Source organism: Arthrobacter sp. Soil762 (genome assembly GCF_001428335.1).
Lineage (GTDB): Bacteria > Actinomycetota > Actinomycetes > Actinomycetales > Micrococcaceae > Arthrobacter.
Genome location: NZ_LMSG01000012.1, coordinates 79,632 through 96,637 on the forward strand (window position 1 = coordinate 79,632; position 17,006 = coordinate 96,637).

Below are 17,006 nucleotides of genomic sequence, written 5' to 3' on the forward strand. Positions count from 1 at the left end.
CGCCGGACTCATCAACCGGCTTATTTGTGAGTTGAGACACAAAATTTACCTGACCAAGGTAAATTTGCTCCGCCTCAGAGCTCCGCGCGCTGCAACGACCGGGCAGCGTCGATGGTGGCCTGGCCCAGGACGCGGCTGCCCTGGTAGAGGACCACCGTCTGGCCGGGCGCCACACCGCGCAGCGGATCGGTCAAGGTGACCAGGAGCTGAGGTCCATCCTCGCCGGACAGCATACGCGCGATTGCCGGCACGGGGTCACCGTGGGCGCGCACCTGGGCATAGCAGTCAAACTCGGCGCCCGTTTCGATTTCCGCGATGGGCAGGCCAGCCCACGACACCTTGATGCCGCGGATCTCGTCAATGGCCAACAGTGCCTGTGGCCCCACTACAACCTTGTTTTCCTTGGGCCGGATCTCCAGGACGAACCTGGGCTTGCCATCCGCTGCGGGTGTGCCGAGCTTCAGGCCGCGGCGCTGGCCCACGGTGAACGCGTTGGCTCCCGGGTGCTCTCCCACCTTCGAGCCGGTCTCGTCCACAATGTCGCCGGTGGTCATGTCAATCTTCTCGGCGAGCCAGCCCGCAGTGTCGCCGTCGGGGATGAAGCAGATGTCATGACTGTCGGGCTTGTTGGCCACCGACAGTCCCCGGCGCTCTGCCTCCGCCCGCACTTCAGCCTTGGAAGGCGTGTCTGCCAGCGGGAACATGGAGTGCTTGAGCTGCTCGTGGGTCAGGACACCCAGGACGTAGCTCTGATCCTTGGCCCAGTCCGCGGCCCGGTGAAGTTCGGGGTTGCCCTCGGCGTCCTTGATGACCTTCGCGTAATGCCCGGTGCAGACGGCGTCAAAGCCCAAGGCGATGGCCTTCTCCAGCAGGGCGGCAAACTTAATCCGCTCGTTGCAGCGCATGCAGGGGTTGGGCGTCCGCCCCGCAGCATATTCATCGATGAAATCCTGGACCACATCTTCCTTGAAGCGCTCCGAGAAATCCCAGACGTAATACGGAATACCCAACACATCGCAAGCCCGCCACGCATCGCGCGAGTCCTCGATGGTGCAGCAGCCGCGGCTGCCCGTCCGCAGGGTGCCGGGCATCCTGGACAGCGCAAGGTGAACGCCGACGACGTCGTGCCCGGCTTCAACGGCACGTGCTGCGGCAACGGCGGAGTCGACTCCACCGCTCATGGCTGCTAGAACTCGCATGCTGGCTTTCTTTTGGGTTCGGGGGATGCCGGCAGAGGGCGGCTACCGTTCAACCGGTGGCCGCAGGAATAGCACAATGCCTGCCGCACCAGTCTATCGCCACGCCGAATCCTCCCCAAAAGACCCTTGACCCAGCGAGCCTTCGCCTCTAAAATCAGGATTAACAGTTTTAGACTTCGAGTACGCACCAGCGGGAATCGGGCGGACATGGCTGAGGACATTGCGGCCGCGGGGCACATCGTGATTGCCGGCGGCGGACTGGCCGGCGCCACCGCTGCCAAGACCCTGCGGGCGGAAGGGTTCGCGGGCCCGGTGACCATCATCGGCGCCGAGCGCCATCACCCCTACCTGCGGCCGCCGCTGTCCAAGGAGTATCTGCTGGGAAAGGCTGCCGAGGACACCGTCCCGGTGGTGCCGCCGGGCTGGTACGCGGAGAACGACGTCGGCCTCCTCCTGGGTGCCCGCGTCACGGATATCCGGCCGGACGCCAGCACCGTGGAGCTGGACGACGGAAGCACGCTGGCATACGGTTCCCTGCTGCTCGCCACCGGGGCGACGCCCCGTACCCTGCGCCTGCCCGGAAGCGACCTGTCGGGTGTTTCCACCTTCCGCACCCTGGATGACAGCCGGCGGCTGCGCAGCAGCCTCGCGGCGGGCGGCAGGAACGTGGTGATGATCGGCTCCGGCTGGATCGGCATGGAGCTTGCTGCGGCCGCCGCCACGTACGGCAACAACGTCACCCTCCTCGGCCTGGAAGGGATCCCCTTGGCTTCGGCCATCGGTCCGGACCTCGGACGGTTCTTCCGCAGCCTCCACGAAGCCAAGGGCGTGAGCTTCCGGCTTCCCGCCTTTGCGCGCGAACTCACCGGAGCCGCTGGGGCTGTCACCGGGGTGGTCACCGATTCCGGAGAGGCGCTCCCTGCGGACATCGTGGTCATCGCCGTCGGCGTGGTTCCCGAGACCGGCATCGCGCAGGCGGCCGGCTTGGCCCTGGACAACGGGATCCTTACGGACGCGTCCCTGCGGACCAGCACGCCCGGCATTTTTGCCGCCGGCGACGTCGCCAACGCCCTGCACCCCTTCACCGGCCAGCACCACCGCAGCGAGCACTGGTCCAATGCCTTGAACGGCGGAAAGGTGGCCGCCAGGGCCATGCTCGGCCAGGATGCAGTCCTGAGCACCATCCCCTACTTCTACACCGACCAGTACGACGTCAGCATGGAGTACTCCGGCTTCCCGGCCCTGGCGGCGGGCGCTGAGCCGGTGATCCGGGGGTCAGTGGAGGGCAAGGAGTTCATCGCGTTCTGGCAGCAGGATTCCAGGGTGGTGGCCGGGATGAGCGTCAACTGGCCGCGGAAGCCACAGCCCGGCGCGCAGAAGACCATCAAGGCCCTCATCTCGGCCAGGACCCGAGTCACAGCGGAGCGCCTGGCCGACAACTCCGTTGGGCTCGATCAGCTCCTGCCGGAGGACGCCTGACGCGCTACCGTTCCCGCAGTCTGGATCGAGGATTCATGCCCGGCCATCCCTGCCTGGCGGGCGCGTTGGTACGCGCCGGGGAGGGCTGCCAGGAGGGCATCCACGTCCGCGTCGGTCGACGCATGTCCCAGCGTGAAGCGCTGCGCACCGCGGGCTGTCTCCTCGTCCAGCCCCATGGCCAGCAGCACGTGGGACGGGCGCGGCACACCGGCCGTGCAGGCTGATCCCGTGGAGGATTCCACCCCCGCCAGGTCCAGCAGGAACAGTAGGGAATCACCTTCACAGCCGGGGAACGTGAAGTGCGCGTTGCCGGGCAGCCGTCCATCACCCGGGGCGCCACGGAGTGCAGCTTCGGGCACCTGCTGAAGGACGCCGTCGATGAGCCTGTCCCGCAGGGCCGCGATCCTCGCGGACTCGGCGGCAAGCTGTGCCGTGGCGGCCTCGGCGGCGGCAGCGAAGGCGGCGATGGACGCCGTGTCCAGCGTCCCGGAGCGCACGTCGCGTTCCTGTCCGCCGCCGTGCTGTACCGGAGTCAGCTTGACGGCCCGTCCCAACAGAAGGGCGCCGACTCCCACCGGTCCGCCGATCTTGTGCCCGGAAACGGACATCGCGTCCAGCCCGGAGGCCTTGAAATCCACCGGCAGCGAGCCGAAGGCCTGTACGGCGTCCGAATGGACCGGAACGCCGGCGGCATGCGCCAGCTCCACAATCCGGTGAACCGGCTGGATGGTGCCCACTTCGTTATTGGCCCACATGACCGTAACGAGCGCTATGGTCTCCGGGTCCCGGGCCAGCTCGGCGTCGAGGACATCAAGGTCCACCACGCCGTCACTGTCCACCGGAAGCCATGTGACAATGGCGCCTTCGTGCCGCTCCAGCCATTCCACGGTGTCCAGCACGGCATGATGCTCGACGGCGGAGCAGAGGATGCGCCGCCGTGCCGGGTCTTCGCCGGAACGGGCCCAGTACAGGCCCTTCACGGCAAGGTTGTCCGACTCGGTGCCCCCGGACGTAAAGATGACCTCGGAGGGATGGGCGCCGGCCGCTTTCGCGATGGCTTCCCTGGCGTCCTCCACGGAGCGGCGGGCACGCCGGCCCGAGCCGTGCAGGGACGAAGGATTGCCGGTGCGGGCAAGTTCCCGGGTCAGGGCTGCCAGCGCCTCGGCGGAAAGTGGCGTGGTGGCTGCATGATCGAGGTAGACGGGCACGCCTCAATTCTAGCGGCGCCCAGGGCGGCACACCCGCGGCCCAGGCCCATCAAGTGTCAGGGCGGGGTGATCCTGGCGCAGCACTGGCCAGGCTCGCTGTTCGGCACTATACGTTCCTCCGGCTCCCCGCACGCCGCAGCCGCGCCCTGCAGAAATGATCCGTTCATGGCGCAGACCACTTCCGGGTGCCCGTCCGAGAGCCGATGGAACGGGCAGTTCACCAGCACAAAGCCACCGGCGCCGTCAGGCCTCGGCTCGTAGCCCTCCCCTGCCATGAAGTCCGTCAGGCTTGCGGCGCCGGCGGCCAGCGCCTGGCCCTTGCCGTACGACGCGGCCAGCAGGGAATCGCCCACGGCTCCGCCGGTCGCCGTGGAGTGCTCGATCGCTGCGACCAGCAGCTCAGCGGCGAGGTCATAGTTGCGGTCCGGCACGGAAGCGCCGACTTCACTCGTTGATTGCCGGTACATCTTCGCCGGCCGCCCGGAGCCAGGACCTGACTTCCCGGCGGCCTTGTGGAATTCCACCGCCAGGAGTCCGTCCTGGACAAGCCTGTCAAGGTGGAAGGACGCCGTGCTTCGTGGCAGGCCGAGGGCCAGCGCAGCCTCATCGCGCCCGACTGCGGCATCGGAAGCGGCAACCAGTTCAAAAAGCTGCCGGCGCTTGTCATCGCCCAAGGAAGCCACGGCCGCCATACGGCGGCCCCACGGAAGTCTGCGCACCCTGTACCCCTAACTCTAAAAACAACATCCATTGCTTAATGGTGCTAATCTTTCTAAAATAATCATACCTACTTTTAGAAGGAGTCCACCATGACGACCAACGCGAAAATCACCGCAGGCAGTCGGCTACAGGCTATGGCACCGGACAGGCAGGCCTACTTCCTGCTGCGCACCGTGTTCACCGTCGCACCGATTCTCTTCGGCCTGGACAAGTTCACCAACATCCTGACCGACTGGACCATCTACCTCGCGCCGGTTGCCACATCCGTGGTGCCAGTGTCGGCGCAGACCTTTATGTATATCGTCGGCGTCGTGGAGATCGCCGCCGGCATTGCAGTGGCCGTCCGGCCCCGGTTCGGTTCCCTGCTGGTCGCCGTCTGGCTGCTGGGCATCATCATCAACCTGCTGGTCCTGGGCAGCTTCTACGACGTTGCCTTACGGGACTTCGGCCTGCTCGTGGGCGCGCTGGCCCTGAACCGCCTTTCCCCCGCCGGGTCCTGGCGCAGGCATGGTAAGTAACCAACACCGCTAGTTCGACGGCGGAACCACACGGAGGCGTTCTGCGACGTCGGCCCGGGCGGCTGCCAGTGTGGCATCGTCCGGGCAGGCCACCGAAACGTAAACCGACGATGCCGCGGTGCCGAACACCCGGGCCATAACGGCTGTGGACCTGACGCCCGGTCGGCCGGGTTTCTCCAGCACCAGCACTTCAGCCGATGGCCCCGGCTTGCCAGCCTCACCGCCCCACCGCAGCGTCGCTGTCTTCAGATAGCCGGGCAGGATGGTCGGGTCCAGGTACGTGAAGAGGCCAGTGGTTGACTCCTTGTCGTCCTGAAGCGCCAGCGGGGCCTGGTTGGTGCGGACCTTGGCCGCCACCATGCAGCCATCGGCCTTCAGGTACTGGCTCTCGCCGGCAACGTCCTCCTTGACCTGCTGCCAGCCGGGTGCATCCTTGAGTCCGTCCGAGATCCCCACAGGGACCCCGGCGGCCAGGGAACCGCCAGCGGAGAACGGCATGTCCTTTGCGGCCACCGCTTCTGCGTCATGGCCCGGGGTGATGGTAGGGGTGGCCAGGGCGGTGACGGTTGGCTCCACTTTCGGGGCGGCGGGATCGGGAACGCCAACACTGCAGCCCCCCAGTGCTGTCACGCCGAGCAGCACCCCCGCCACGAGTACAGCCGCCTGCGCCTTCACGTCCACCCCAATATGTTCGCCCGGACGGCCCGCCTGCCGTCATCCCCAAAGAGTCTAGACGCCGGCCGCGGGAACCACTGAGGCCTGCGCAGACGTTGTGTGGGCAGGCCGTAAACTGGGGCCCACCGGGCTGCCTGCCGTGGACTGGCCAGACGAAGAAAAAGGATGAGTGCTTGACCGAGAGCAGCAGCTCCTACTACGAGGTGCTCCGCGTCGCCGTGACGGCCACCGACAAGGAGATCAAGGTGGCCTACCGCCGGGCCGCGCGGACGGCGCATCCTGACCACGGCGGGGACGCCGCTGCCTTCCGGCAGGTGACGGCAGCATACGAAACCCTGATAGACCCCACGCGCCGGAAGGCCTACGACCGCTCGTATGCCGCAGGGACTGCCCGCAACACTGACGATTCCGCCGCAGGGCCGCACTTTGATGCGCCGGCGGCGGGCAGCCATGCCTCGGCCACTGTCCACAGGACCACCACGCCCCGGAACACCGCGGGCGATCCGCCCCTTTACGTCCCGCCCTATGATGCTACGGCCTTCGAGGCGGCCGGCACGGTGCCGCTCATCCCGTTCGCCCAGGCCAGCCAGCAGGTCCACGGGACGCCGCGCAAGCGGGGCATTTTTGGCGCCGAGGCCAGGATCCAGCGCGAACTGCGCACAGTGCAGCTCATCACCCGCCAGGTCCTGCCCGCGATTCCTGCGGCCCGGCTGGTCAACGGACTGCAGTCCCCCGCCGACAACAGCAACATCGACCACGCGCTCCTGTCCGGCTACCGGCTGGCGCTGATCGGGTCCATGCTGCTGCCCAAGGGCGCCTATGCCTGGGACGGACAGACGCTGAAGCACGGCGGACGCTCCATCGCGCCCCCGCAGCTGGCCCACGTTGTCCGGGCCATGCAGGACATCTTCCCGGAACTGAACGTGACCGGCTGGACAGTCATCCACAGCGCAGACGGCAACCTCCACGAACCCGTCATCGACCGCCACCGGCGAACAGCAGGGACGTCCGAAACCATCCAGGTTGTGAACGCGGCGGGCCTGGTCCGCGGCCTCAAGCATTTCCTCTCCTCCGGTCCCACACCCAACACCGTCAATGTGTCCGTGTTGGCCAGGCTGCTTCGCGGCATGCACTGAACCGTTGACCCGGATTGGTTGACTAGGATTGGACGGTGTTCCGAATCCTCTTCTACGCCCCCGAGATCCCCGGCAACACCGGCAATGCGATCCGGCTGGCAGCCATAACCGGCGCCGAACTGCACCTGGTGGAACCACTCGGCTTTGATTTCTCCGATGCCAAGCTCCGGCGCGCCGGCCTGGACTACCACGACCTCGCCGTCGTCACGGTCCACAAAAGCATCGAGGATGCCTGGCGCGAACTGCAGCCGGAGCGTGTGTACGCCTTCACCTCTGATGGCACCGCCAGCTACGCGGACATCGCCTATCGCCCCGGAGATGTGCTGATGTTCGGCCAGGAATCAGTAGGTCTGCCTGAACACCTTAAGAGCGATCCCCATGTCACGGCCACCGTGCGCCTTCCCATGCTGCCGTCCCTGCGCTCGCTGAACCTGGCCAACGCGGCGTCCATTGCGGTCTACGAGGCCTGGCGCCAGCAGGGATTTTCCGGCGCCCAGATTTGAGCGCCCGCGGCCCATCCGCACGGATGCCCGCACCGAATCACTCCTGACAGCAATTCCAGGGCGAGGAAGGAGCGGCAGGTGACACTGCTAAAAACGAGGCGGGCGGCGCCGTCGGTTTCCCCCTTTCCCCGAGGCAGCACCGGCCGCGATGCTCAGGTTTCATCGCCGGGCGACTTATGCTGGGTAGTGATGGAAACTCCCAACGCGCCAAACTCCGAGGCCCCGGCCGCAGTCACAGACTCACCGGCGGATCTCAGCAAGCGCTTGGCCGGGCTGCTCGCCCGCATAGCCGGCGGCGACCAAGCCGCGTTTGCCGAGTTCTACCAATTGACCTCACGCAGGGTTTTCGGCATGGCGCGGCGGGTCCTCATCGATCCCGAACTCAGCGAAGACACCACCCAGGAGGTCTTCCTCCAGGTCTGGCAGAACGCGGCGAAGTTCAACCCGGAAGCAGGCAGTCCGCTCTCCTGGCTGATGACCATTTCGCACCGCCGGGCCGTGGACAAGGTCCGTTCCTCGCAGTCGGCCACCGACCGTGAGGCAAAGTATGGCGCCAGCAGCCAGGACGTGGACCACGACTCCGTCTCCGCCGAGGTGGACAGCAGGCTCGAGGCCGAGGCGGTGGTCCGGTGCCTGGAAACACTGACCGAAACACAACAGGAATCCGTGCGGCTGGCCTACTACGGCGGCCTCACTTACCGCGAAGTCGCGGAAAAGCTAAACGCAGCAGTACCCACCATCAAGTCCCGCATCCGCGACGGACTGATCCGCTTGAAGACCTGTCTGGGGGTGAGTTGAGATGACCGAAATGAATAGTCAGGGAGGCACCCGCCGTCCCGGCTCGTTCGGAACAGAGATCGCCGCCGACCTGGATTCCGGGCGGGCCGTGGACCTCGCGGAGCTCTATGCCCTGGACGCGATCAGCGATGCCGAACGCGCCGCCATTGACCGCTACATCTCAGCCGCGCCCGACGCCGAACGCACCGACTTCTTAGAGCGTGTCCGCCAGGCCAGGGAGACCCTCGCGACGTCCTTTACGGCTGAGGCCGAGCCCCCCACCGATCTTTTCGCCCGCATCGTGTCGCAGTTGCCGTCCCTCACGCAGCTGCCCGCCGACGCGCCCCCAGCAGTCGTGGCTGCACCCGCCACCGCTGCCACGCCGGCCGCACAGCCGCCGGCAGAAGCACTGGATGAGCTCGCCGCAGCAAGGGTCCGCCGGGAAGAACGACGCCGGCCTGCCGGTGCCCGCCGCTGGCTCACTGCAGTGGCAGCCGCCGCCGTGATCGCCCTCGGCGGCGTGGGCGTGGGTGCCTACATCACGGACCAGAACGATCCCCTGAACCAGGTGGTCCGGGCCGGCGACGTCCGCGAAGCCTCAGTACCTGTCTCCGCCGGCGGAACTGCCACCGTGCTGATTTCGTCATCGAAGGATGCCGTGGTGGTCAAGATGAACGGTGTACCCGCGCCGCCGGCCGGCAAGGTCTACCAGATGTGGCTGATCCCGAAGGACGGCTCGGCACCGGTTTCCCAGGGCCTGATGGATGAAGCTGCCCTGTCCAAGCCAGCCGTTGTGAAGGGCATTGCGTCCGCTGCAGCGCTCGGGATCACCGTGGAGCCGGTGGGCGGGTCGGCCACCCCGACGTTCCCCACCGTGGCTGCCGCACCTCTGGGCGCCTGAGCCCCCAGTTCCTGTCCCATACCCCGAGTTTTTGTCCAGATAACGTGGTTCAAACCGCGTTTAGGCACGTTATCTGGACAAAAACTCATGGGGAAATCCGCGGGACCGGAAGTTCTAGAAGCCGGCGATTGTCCCCGGGCCGTTGACGGCCACCACGTGGAAGGCTTCGGCGCTGCGGCCCTCGGCAAAGCCCGCACGCTGTGCATTCATGTGCATGCCGTTCCGCACCGCCGTTTCCATGGCCGCGACGTCAGGATGCTGGCTCACATGCACGTGGATAGCACGGAGCTTGGCGTCCAGGTGGTCGGTGACATCGACAAAGTGGTTCTCGCGCGCTTCCGGCCCGGCATAGAGCCACAGCCACGGCAGCTTGTAGGCCGCGAGGCCTGCCTCGGCCAGCTCCGGATAGGCGAACGGGTTTTCGACCGCAGGGTATACAGCCCGGGTCACGGCCTCCCCCACGGCAAGGTGGTCCGGGTGGCTCTTCTGGAGGCGGTTCCAGTTCCGTTCCGGATGCATGGCAAGCACGACGTCGGGACGGATTTCCCGGATCAGCTTCACCACACCTTTCATCACCTCGTGCGTCGGTTCCAGGTAGCCGTCCCGCTCATGGAGGTAGTGGATGTCGGTCACGCCCACGAGTTCGGCTGCCCGGCGCTGCTCGGCCGCCCTGAGGGCGATGATCTCCGCCCGGTGCGCCGGGTCGAAGCCGCCTGCATCGCCGTCGGTCATGATGCAGTAGCTGACGCGGATTCCCGCGGCCGTCCAGGCGGCGATGGTGCCGGCCGCACCGAAGTCGATGTCGTCCGGGTGGGCGGCGAAACAGAGCACCCGCCCAATCCGGTGGTTGTCCGGGTTGAACGGGCTCTGTGCTGAGGCAGCGGAGGGGGCCAAGGGTCAGCCTTTTCGCTTCTTGATTTCCTCGGTGGCCTGCGGAAGGACGTCGAAGAGGTCCCCGATGATGCCAAAATCGGCGATTTCGAAGATCGGCGACTCGGCGTCTTTGTTCACGGCCACGATGACCTTGGCTGTCTGCATCCCGGCTTTCTGCTGGATGGCACCGGAAATGCCGGCAGAGATGTAGAGCTGGGGCGAGACGGTCTTGCCGGTCTGGCCCACCTGGGCGTCGTGGCTGATCCAGCCGGCGTCCGTGGCTGCACGGGAGGCTCCGACGGCGGCACCGAGGGCGTCCGCAAGCTGCTCCACGGGGCCGAAGTCGCCGTCCACTCCGCGTCCGCCGGCCACCACGATGCGGGCGTCCGACAGATCCGGGCGGCCGCTGGCCGCCTTCTGCTCGCGGGCGGTGACGCGGGCCGCCGTGGCCGTACCGTCCGCCGGCACTTCGACGGTGGACGTCTCCGGGGCGGAAGCCACGGATGCCGGCTCCGGCGTGACGTTGTTGGCCTTCACCGTCAGCACGGAAACCGCCGTGGTGGCCCTGGCAGAGGTGGTGTAGGACCCCGCGAGGACCGACTTGTGGGCTGTACCGTCGGCGTCGACCGCCACAACGTCGGTGATGACGCCGGCGTTGAGCCGGATGCCGAGCCGCGCCGCGATCTCTTTGCCTTCGGGCGAGTTGTCCAGGAGGACCGTGCCGGCCATGGCGGCACCGGCGGCGGCCGCGAGATAGGCTGCCTTCGCCGAGACAAGATAGTCATCCAGGTCCTGGGCGGAGGGCCGGAAAACGGCGGTGACGCCGTACTCGGCGAGCGTGGCTGAAACATCCTGATGCAGATCGCCGTTCAGGGCAACAGCGGTCTCTCCGAGGGAACGTCCCAGGGTGAGCAGTTCCAGGGTGCTCTTCTTCAGGGCATCGCCGGGGTTGTCAATGAATACGAGTACGTTTGCCATGTCTGTGATCCCTCTTAGAGCAGCTTCTGGGCGGCGAGGAAGTCGACGAGCTTGATGCCGGCGTCGCCTTCGTCGGTGATGATGGTTCCGGCGGTGCGCGGCGGGCGTTCCTCGGCAGCGGTCACTGTGGTCCACGATCCGGCGTGGCCCACGTGCGCGGGATCGACTCCGATGTCGGCCAGCGACAGCGTGGTGATGCTCTTGCGCTTGGCCGCGATGATGCCCTTGAAGTTGGGGTAGCGCGGCTCGTTGATCTGGTCCGTCACGGAGACCACCGCGGGAAGCGTTGCTTCGACGGTCTCCGAGTAGGTGTCGGCGTCGCGGCGCGCGGTGAGCCGGCCGCCGTCGACCGTCAGGGAGGACGCGAAGGTGACCTGCGGCAGACCCAGGCGCTCGGCGAGCTGGGCCGGGACCAGGGAGGTTTCGCCATCGGTGGACGCCATGCCGGTGAGGACAAGGTCCACCGGGGCGCCGGTGCCGAGGTGGCGGATGGCGGCCGCGAGAGCGAGCGAGGTGGCGGCGGCGTCTGAGCCGGCCAGCGCACTGTCCGTGAGGTGCACACCTTCCGTGGCGCCCATCTGGAGTGACTTCTTCACCGCGTTCACCGCACCGGACGCGCCCATGCTCAGCGCAATGACCTGGTTGCCGGCTTTGGCGCCACCGCGGGCCTCAGCCAGCTGCAAAGCCGCCTCCAACGCGTATTCGTCCAGCTCGGACAGGATGCTTTCGTCACGGTCGGTGGTGTAGCCCTCGCCGGTGAGGTGACGGTCAAACTGTGCGTCCGGTACATGCTTGACCAGGACGATGATCTTCAATGTCTCTTCCACTGTGTTTACAGCAGCCTTCCATGCTTGTGGACAGCCAGCCGGATGGGGTCATGGCCTCGGAACGCCCGGGGTACGGGTAGATCCTAGCTAACCATATAGCCGTCCCCCGTTGCCGTCCGTTAACGCCTGTGTCACGGCCCTGCCCGGGCGCGCCGGAGATCACCGTACGACGGCGGCGGCACAGGGCGGCGACAACAGGACGACGGCGGCGATCACCTTTGGTGAGCCCCGCCGTCGTCCGCGTTTATGGTTTGCCGTGCGTTCTGCCGATCAGTCCTTACTGGTCCGCTGCGGTGCCGAGCGTGACGTCGAACGTCTGTTCCTGGCCGTTACGCAGGACCGTGAGCTTGACCTTGGAGCCGCCGGCCTGCTCGCGGACAGCCGCGGTCAGCTGGTTAGGCTCGCTGATGACCAGGTCATTGAACTTGGTCACCACATCTCCCACCTTGATGCCGGCCTTGGCTGCCGCTGAGTTTGCCTCTACCGTGGCCACGTCAGCGCCGACGGAGAAGCCCGAGGACGAGCTGGTGGACGACTTTTCCTTGACGCTGACACCCAGCTGGCCGTGGGATGCCTTGCCGGATTCGATGATCTCCTGCGCCACACGCTTGGCGTGGTTGATGGGGATGCTGAAGCCCACGCCGATGTTGCCGGCCGTGGACGAGGAATCGGAGCCGGCGGACGCGATGGCAACGTTGACGCCGATGATCTCGCCCTTGCTGTTGACCAGGGCACCACCGGAGTTGCCAGGGTTGATGGCGGCATCCGTCTGGATCACATTGATGGAGATGGACCCCTGGTTCGCGGTGCTTTGGCCTTGGCCACCGTTTGGCGGCGCGAACTGGAAGCCCTGATCGCCGCCCTGGGAACTGTCGCCTTCCTTGGGTGCTGCCGAAGACGCAACGCTGATGGTCCTGTTCAGCGTTGAGACGATGCCGTCAGTGACGGTGCCAGTGAGGCCCAACGGGGAGCCGATGGCGATGGCCGTGTCGCCGACGTTGAGCTTGCCGGAGTCTCCGAGGGTAGCAGGGGTCAGCCCGGAAGCGTCGTCCACCTTGATGACCGCAAGGTCAGAAAGGGGGTCAGTGCCCACGAGTGTGGCCTTGAGGACCTTGCCTGTGCTGGTGCGGATCTCCAGGGCTGCGTTGGCGCTCTGGCCATCCAGGGTCACCACGTGGGTGTTGGTCAGGATGTGGCCCTGGTCGTCCAGGACGATGCCCGAGCCGGTCCCGCCGGAGCTGCCGCTGGAGGCGCTGATGGTCACGACGCTGGGGGAAGCCTTCAATGCGGCCGCCGTGATGGCGTTGACATCGTCCTTGTTGTTAACAATCACGGTCTCAGGCTGGCTGCCGCTGCTCGCGGCCGACGGCGAGCCATTGTTGAAGAGGTTGCCCGAACCGACTGTCGCTACGCCACCACCAACGAGGCCGGCGGCAAGGATGCTGGCCACCAGCGTGCCGACGCCGAACGAGGCTTTCCGGCGAGGCGCGTCGGCAGGGTTCGGGGCAGCGTTGTACTGGCCGGGAGCGTACTGACCCGGGCTGAACTGGCCTGTTCCGAACTGACCCGGGTTGTGCTGACCCGCCGAGGTTCCGGGCGCGGCCGGATGCGCTCCGTGCTGGGCGTACTGAGGGCCGGGAGCCTGTTGGCCCGGCGTCTGGTGGCTCGGTGAGTGCTGGCTCGGAGTCTGCTCGCCGTAGAACGGCTCGCGGGGAGGATAAACCGGACGGGGTGCACCAGGCAGCGGCTGCGTGGGGTCCCCGGGTGCCCCGGAGCGGTCCAGCTGCTCTGTCGGATTAGCTTGACCGGCAGCGTCACTGCGGACCTCCGAAGGGTTCTCGTCCGCATTCCGGTTCTCATCCGGATTGCGGTTCTCCGGCGCTGCACCCTGGGTTGGGTTCTCAGTCATTGGACTTCCTTTCATCCTCGTCTGCATTAACTATGTACCGTCTTGCTGGAACTGGGGCGAACGTTGGCTGGGAGCTTGCTGGGAGACCGGATTCCGCTGCCAACAGGCTCTTCTTGGGGTTTCGCTGGTGGCATATTCGCCGCCGTGGACGCACCAGGAGGTGCACCATAGAATCAAAAGGAAATGCCACAGCGACCTGCGGCTTTACACCACGCGTGGGGGCGCTGCTGCATTCTGCGACGCTTATTCGTCCCGAATCGGTGTCAGGCGTGCTGAAGGGTTGCACATGCGGTCAAAGTTCAAACGTATCCTCGCCGTGATCGGCCTGACCGGGCTGACCGGGCTGCTCGCGGTTCCTGCCGGCGCGGCCTGGGCTGAACCGCCGGTCACGCTGGACCCGGTGACAAAAATTGTCGATCCCAATGGCGTCCTGGGCGGTGACAAAGCCGAGGTTGAGTCGGCCATCAAGAAGCTGGGCACGGACCACTCAACAGTGCTGCACGTAGTAATTGTGAAGAAATTCGAAAGCCCGACCGATCGGGAAGCGTGGAGCGACGAGGTTGCCCAAAAGGCCAGCCTGGGACAGAACGCTTTGATTTTCGCGGTCGCTACCGATACAAGGCAGTATGTCCTGAATAAGCCCGGCAACAGCAAGATCACCACCGCCCAAATTGAAAACATCAAGAGCAAAGCCATTGGCCCGCAGCTGGCGAACGACAACTACTCCCAAGCCGCCATCAATGCCGCAGCAGCCATCGGCGATGCAGCAGGCGGTGGCAGCGGCAACGTCCCCGGTGACGGCGCCGGGGCTGCGGTCCTGGTAGGAACGGGTATTGCAGTTGCCGGTGGGGCCGGCGCGTACCTTTACTTCCGCAACAAGCGCAAGAAGGCTGCTTTGGCATCCAGCGCCAGCTACGGCCCCCAGGGCGCCGAGCTCGATCCGCTGGCTTCGCTCAGCATCGAGGAACTCCGCCGCAAGAGCGGCTCGCTGATCATCGAGGCGGACGACGCCATCAAGTCCAGCGAGCAGGAACTCGGCTTCGCAGAGGCCCAGTACGGCGATGCCGCGGTGGGAAACTTCACCAAGGCCCTGGCCGAAGCCAAAGCCCACATGTCCGAATCTTTCAAGCTCCAGCAGCAGCTTGACGACCACATCCCGGACACGGAAGAACAGCAACGCAGCTGGCTCGGCGAAATCATCCGCCGTTCAGAGGCGGCACTCGGCTCGCTCCAGGAGCAGAAGGCCGACTTCGACTCACTCCGGGAGCTCGAGAAGAATGCCCCGCAGGCACTGGCAGCCATCAGCGCCGGAGCCCACGACGCCGACGCCAAGATCGCCAGCGCCGAACAGTCACTGACGGCTTTGCGCGCCAAGTACGCGGACAGCGCCCTGGTTCAGGTCGCTGACAACATCACCCAGGCCAAGGAACGGCTGGCCTTTGTGCAGAATGCCACTGCCACTGCACAGGAGAAGCTCACGGCCGGTGAAGGCAGCCTCGCCGCGGTCGCCGTGCGGGCGTCTGAAGAGAGCCTGCACCAGACCAACGTTCTGCTGGACGCCATCGCCAAGGTGTCCACAAGCCTGGACGAGGCCCGCAACGGCCTGGAGGCGGCTGTCGTCGAAACCTCCCAGGACCTCGCGCAGGCGAAGGCCATGATTCAGTCCGGCGAACACCCCGAACTCGCCGGCCCGGTCGCCGGCGTTGAAGCCGCTCTGGGCCAGGTCAAAGCCGAAATCCAGGGCGGGAAAATCGATCCCATCGCCACCCTGCAGCGCGTTGAAACAGCACACCAGGCACTGGACCAGTCCCTCACCGGCATCCGGAACCAGCAGGACCAGGCCCGCCGCGCGCAGGCGTCTCTGCAGCAGACCATCATGTCGGCGCAGGCCCAGATCAGTGCCACGTCGGACTACATCACCGCCCGTCGTGGCGGGGTGGGCACCGAGGCCCGCACGCGGCTCGCCGAGTCCCAGCGCAACCTCGACTACGCACTGTCCATCTCGCGCAACGATCCCGTTACTGCCCTCACATACGCCCAGCAGGCCCACGCCCTCGCGGCCCAGGCAGCGCAACTCGCCCAGGCTGACGTCGACAACTTTGGTGGCTACGCCAACCAGGGCTTCGGCGGCGGTGGCATGTTCGGCGGGCGCGGCGGAGGCGGTGGCGGCCTCGGTGGCGCCATCCTTGGCGGTATCCTCATCAACTCCATCCTCAACGGCGGCAGCGGCGGCGGCTGGGGTGGAGGCCACAGCGACGGCGGGGGCTGGGGCGGTGACTCCGGCGGCGGCGATATGGGCGGCGGCTGGGGCGGCGATTCCGGCGGCGGGGACTTCTGACCATCAAAGGCTAGGCGCCGACAGGAACGAACCTGCCGGCGAAAAGAAGCGATACAACAACTGTTCACTGATCTCAGTGGCCACCATTGAGCAGGACGAAAGGTAACACCATGGTTAAGCAGTCCATTTTCGGCCGGATCGCACAGCTGGCAAAGGCAAACATCAACACTTTGCTGGACAACGCTGAGGATCCGCAGAAGATGCTGGACCAGATGGTCCGGGACTACACAAACAACATTGCGGAGGCCGAATCCGCAGTGGCCCAGACCATCGGCAACCTGCGTATGCTCCAGGATGACTACCGCGAGGACATCAAGAATGCCCAGGACTGGGGCAACAAGGCCCTCGCCGCGTCCCGCAAGGCTGACGAATACCGCAGCGCCGGCGACAGCGTTGACGCCGAGAAGTTCGACAACCTCGCCAAGGTAGCCCTGCAGCGCCAGATGTCCGCGGAAAGCGAAGCCAAGGGTGCTGAGCCCAGCATCGCCTCGCAGACCGAGGTCGTGGACAAGCTCAAGTCAGGCCTGGACCAGATGAAAGGCAAGCTCAACGAGCTGACCAGCAAGCGCAACGAGCTGGTTGCACGCTCCAAGACTGCAGCGGCGCAGTCCCAGGTGCACGATGCCATTAAGAGCATCGACTTCATGGATCCCACCAGCGAAGTTGGCCGCTTCGAAGAGAAGATCCGCCGCGAAGAGGCCAAGGTCCGCGGACAGCAGGAGCTTGCCGCGTCGAGCCTGGACGCCCAGTTCAACCAGCTGGAAGACCTCGGCGAGCAGGTGGAAATCGAAGCACGTCTGGCAGCCCTGAAGTCCGGCGGGGCCAAGCCGGCCATCGGCGCTTCCGGCACGCGGTCCGAGTCCACGGTCGACGAAGCCGACTTCGACAAGCTGTAGCCAGCCGCGTCCGCCGCTGAGCGGGCAGCAGGGGGCCGGGGTTCATCACGAACCCCGGCCCTAGCCATG

The 17,006-nt window shown here is 66.1% G+C and carries 16 protein-coding genes; 8 read left to right on the top strand and 8 right to left on the bottom strand.

Translation table 11 applies throughout. The features are described 5' to 3' along the window. Positions 1 to 74: 74 nt before the first annotated feature. Positions 75 to 1,199, bottom strand: coding sequence for a tRNA 2-thiouridine(34) synthase MnmA (gene mnmA, locus ASG77_RS08395; protein WP_056343798.1), 1,125 nt, complete (start codon positions 1,197 to 1,199; stop codon positions 75 to 77). Positions 1,200 to 1,406: 207 nt separating this feature from the next. Between mnmA and ASG77_RS08400 the strand changes: the two genes are divergently transcribed. Further along, positions 1,407 to 2,678: an NAD(P)/FAD-dependent oxidoreductase gene (locus ASG77_RS08400; protein WP_056343799.1), complete on the top strand. Its 1,272-nt coding sequence runs from the start codon at positions 1,407 to 1,409 to the stop codon at positions 2,676 to 2,678. On the opposite strand, the gene ASG77_RS08405 is transcribed toward ASG77_RS08400, so the two are convergent. Both ASG77_RS08405 and ASG77_RS08410 read right to left on the bottom strand, forming a co-directional pair. Further along, the gene (locus ASG77_RS08405; protein WP_056343801.1) at positions 2,654 to 3,886 is read right to left on the bottom strand and encodes a cysteine desulfurase family protein; all 1,233 of its coding nucleotides are present in this window, start codon (positions 3,884 to 3,886) and stop codon (positions 2,654 to 2,656) included. The two genes, ASG77_RS08400 and ASG77_RS08405, sit on opposite strands and share 25 nt — an antisense overlap. A 56-nt stretch (positions 3,887 to 3,942) precedes the next feature. Then, the gene (locus ASG77_RS08410) at positions 3,943 to 4,605 is read right to left on the bottom strand and encodes a helix-turn-helix transcriptional regulator (RefSeq protein ID WP_200950713.1); all 663 of its coding nucleotides are present in this window, start codon (positions 4,603 to 4,605) and stop codon (positions 3,943 to 3,945) included. A gap of 90 nt (positions 4,606 to 4,695) precedes the next feature. On the opposite strand from ASG77_RS08410, the gene ASG77_RS08415 reads away from it, so the two are divergent. Then, a complete protein-coding gene (locus tag ASG77_RS08415) occupies positions 4,696 to 5,124 on the top strand; it encodes a hypothetical protein (RefSeq protein WP_056343807.1) in 429 nt (142 codons plus the stop codon). 9 nt (positions 5,125 to 5,133) lie between these two features. Here the strand turns inward: ASG77_RS08415 and ASG77_RS08420 are convergent, their stop codons facing one another. Further along, on the bottom strand, positions 5,134 to 5,805 hold the full coding sequence (locus tag ASG77_RS08420) for a hypothetical protein (protein ID WP_056343810.1): 672 nt from the start codon (positions 5,803 to 5,805) through the stop codon (positions 5,134 to 5,136). A 167-nt stretch (positions 5,806 to 5,972) separates the two neighbouring features. Here ASG77_RS08420 and ASG77_RS08425 point away from each other — a divergent pair, with 167 nt between their 5' ends. From ASG77_RS08425 to ASG77_RS08440, 4 genes are all read left to right on the top strand, one after another. Beyond that, positions 5,973 to 6,935, top strand: a complete 963-nt coding sequence (locus tag ASG77_RS08425) for a J domain-containing protein (RefSeq protein ID WP_056343815.1) — start codon at positions 5,973 to 5,975, stop codon at positions 6,933 to 6,935. Positions 6,936 to 6,970: 35 nt separating this feature from the next. Then, complete coding sequence (locus ASG77_RS08430; protein ID WP_056343817.1) at positions 6,971 to 7,438, top strand: tRNA (cytidine(34)-2'-O)-methyltransferase; 468 nt, start codon at positions 6,971 to 6,973, stop codon at positions 7,436 to 7,438. A 189-nt stretch (positions 7,439 to 7,627) separates the two neighbouring features. Then, positions 7,628 to 8,236, top strand: coding sequence for an ECF RNA polymerase sigma factor SigK (gene sigK / locus ASG77_RS08435; RefSeq protein ID WP_056343820.1), 609 nt, complete (start codon positions 7,628 to 7,630; stop codon positions 8,234 to 8,236). Between the two features lies 1 nt (position 8,237). Then, positions 8,238 to 9,116, top strand: a complete 879-nt coding sequence (locus tag ASG77_RS08440) for an anti-sigma factor domain-containing protein (protein ID WP_056343824.1) — start codon at positions 8,238 to 8,240, stop codon at positions 9,114 to 9,116. Positions 9,117 to 9,230: 114 nt separating this feature from the next. Here ASG77_RS08440 and ASG77_RS08445 read toward each other — a convergent pair whose 3' ends face one another. The 4 genes from ASG77_RS08445 to ASG77_RS08460 all read right to left on the bottom strand — a co-directional run bounded on the left by ASG77_RS08445 (position 9,231) and on the right by ASG77_RS08460 (position 13,703). Further along, positions 9,231 to 10,010, bottom strand: a complete 780-nt coding sequence (locus ASG77_RS08445) for a PIG-L deacetylase family protein (protein ID WP_056343827.1) — start codon at positions 10,008 to 10,010, stop codon at positions 9,231 to 9,233. Between the two features lie 3 nt (positions 10,011 to 10,013). Beyond that, positions 10,014 to 10,967, bottom strand: a complete 954-nt coding sequence (locus tag ASG77_RS08450) for an electron transfer flavoprotein subunit alpha/FixB family protein (RefSeq protein WP_056343830.1) — start codon at positions 10,965 to 10,967, stop codon at positions 10,014 to 10,016. Positions 10,968 to 10,981: 14 nt separating this feature from the next. Beyond that, positions 10,982 to 11,782, bottom strand: coding sequence for an electron transfer flavoprotein subunit beta/FixA family protein (locus ASG77_RS08455; protein WP_056343833.1), 801 nt, complete (start codon positions 11,780 to 11,782; stop codon positions 10,982 to 10,984). Positions 11,783 to 12,071: 289 nt separating this feature from the next. Next, a complete protein-coding gene (locus ASG77_RS08460; RefSeq protein ID WP_056343836.1) occupies positions 12,072 to 13,703 on the bottom strand; it encodes a S1C family serine protease in 1,632 nt (543 codons plus the stop codon). Between the two features lie 286 nt (positions 13,704 to 13,989). Between ASG77_RS08460 and ASG77_RS08465 the strand changes: the two genes are divergently transcribed. Then, the gene (locus tag ASG77_RS08465) at positions 13,990 to 16,041 is read left to right on the top strand and encodes a TPM domain-containing protein (protein WP_200950715.1); all 2,052 of its coding nucleotides are present in this window, start codon (positions 13,990 to 13,992) and stop codon (positions 16,039 to 16,041) included. A gap of 110 nt (positions 16,042 to 16,151) precedes the next feature. Further along, a complete protein-coding gene (locus ASG77_RS08470) occupies positions 16,152 to 16,937 on the top strand; it encodes a PspA/IM30 family protein (protein ID WP_056343844.1) in 786 nt (261 codons plus the stop codon). Positions 16,938 to 17,006: the final 69 nt, after the last annotated feature.

Excerpts from the sequence above, each read along its gene's own strand:
- ASG77_RS08470 (WP_056343844.1), top strand. The coding sequence starts at position 16,152 with ATGGTTAAGCAGTCCATTTTCGGCCGGATCGCACAGCTGGCAAAGGCA.
- ASG77_RS08440 (WP_056343824.1), top strand. The coding sequence starts at position 8,238 with ATGACCGAAATGAATAGTCAGGGAGGCACCCGCCGTCCCGGCTCGTTC.
- ASG77_RS08450 (WP_056343830.1), bottom strand. The coding sequence starts at position 10,967 with ATGGCAAACGTACTCGTATTCATTGACAACCCCGGCGATGCCCTGAAG.
- ASG77_RS08465 (WP_200950715.1), top strand. The coding sequence starts at position 13,990 with ATGCGGTCAAAGTTCAAACGTATCCTCGCCGTGATCGGCCTGACCGGG.
- ASG77_RS08400 (WP_056343799.1), top strand. The coding sequence starts at position 1,407 with ATGGCTGAGGACATTGCGGCCGCGGGGCACATCGTGATTGCCGGCGGC.
- mnmA (WP_056343798.1), bottom strand. The coding sequence starts at position 1,199 with ATGCGAGTTCTAGCAGCCATGAGCGGTGGAGTCGACTCCGCCGTTGCC.
- sigK (WP_056343820.1), top strand. The coding sequence starts at position 7,628 with ATGGAAACTCCCAACGCGCCAAACTCCGAGGCCCCGGCCGCAGTCACA.
- ASG77_RS08460 (WP_056343836.1), bottom strand. The coding sequence starts at position 13,703 with ATGACTGAGAACCCAACCCAGGGTGCAGCGCCGGAGAACCGCAATCCG.
- ASG77_RS08415 (WP_056343807.1), top strand. The coding sequence starts at position 4,696 with ATGACGACCAACGCGAAAATCACCGCAGGCAGTCGGCTACAGGCTATG.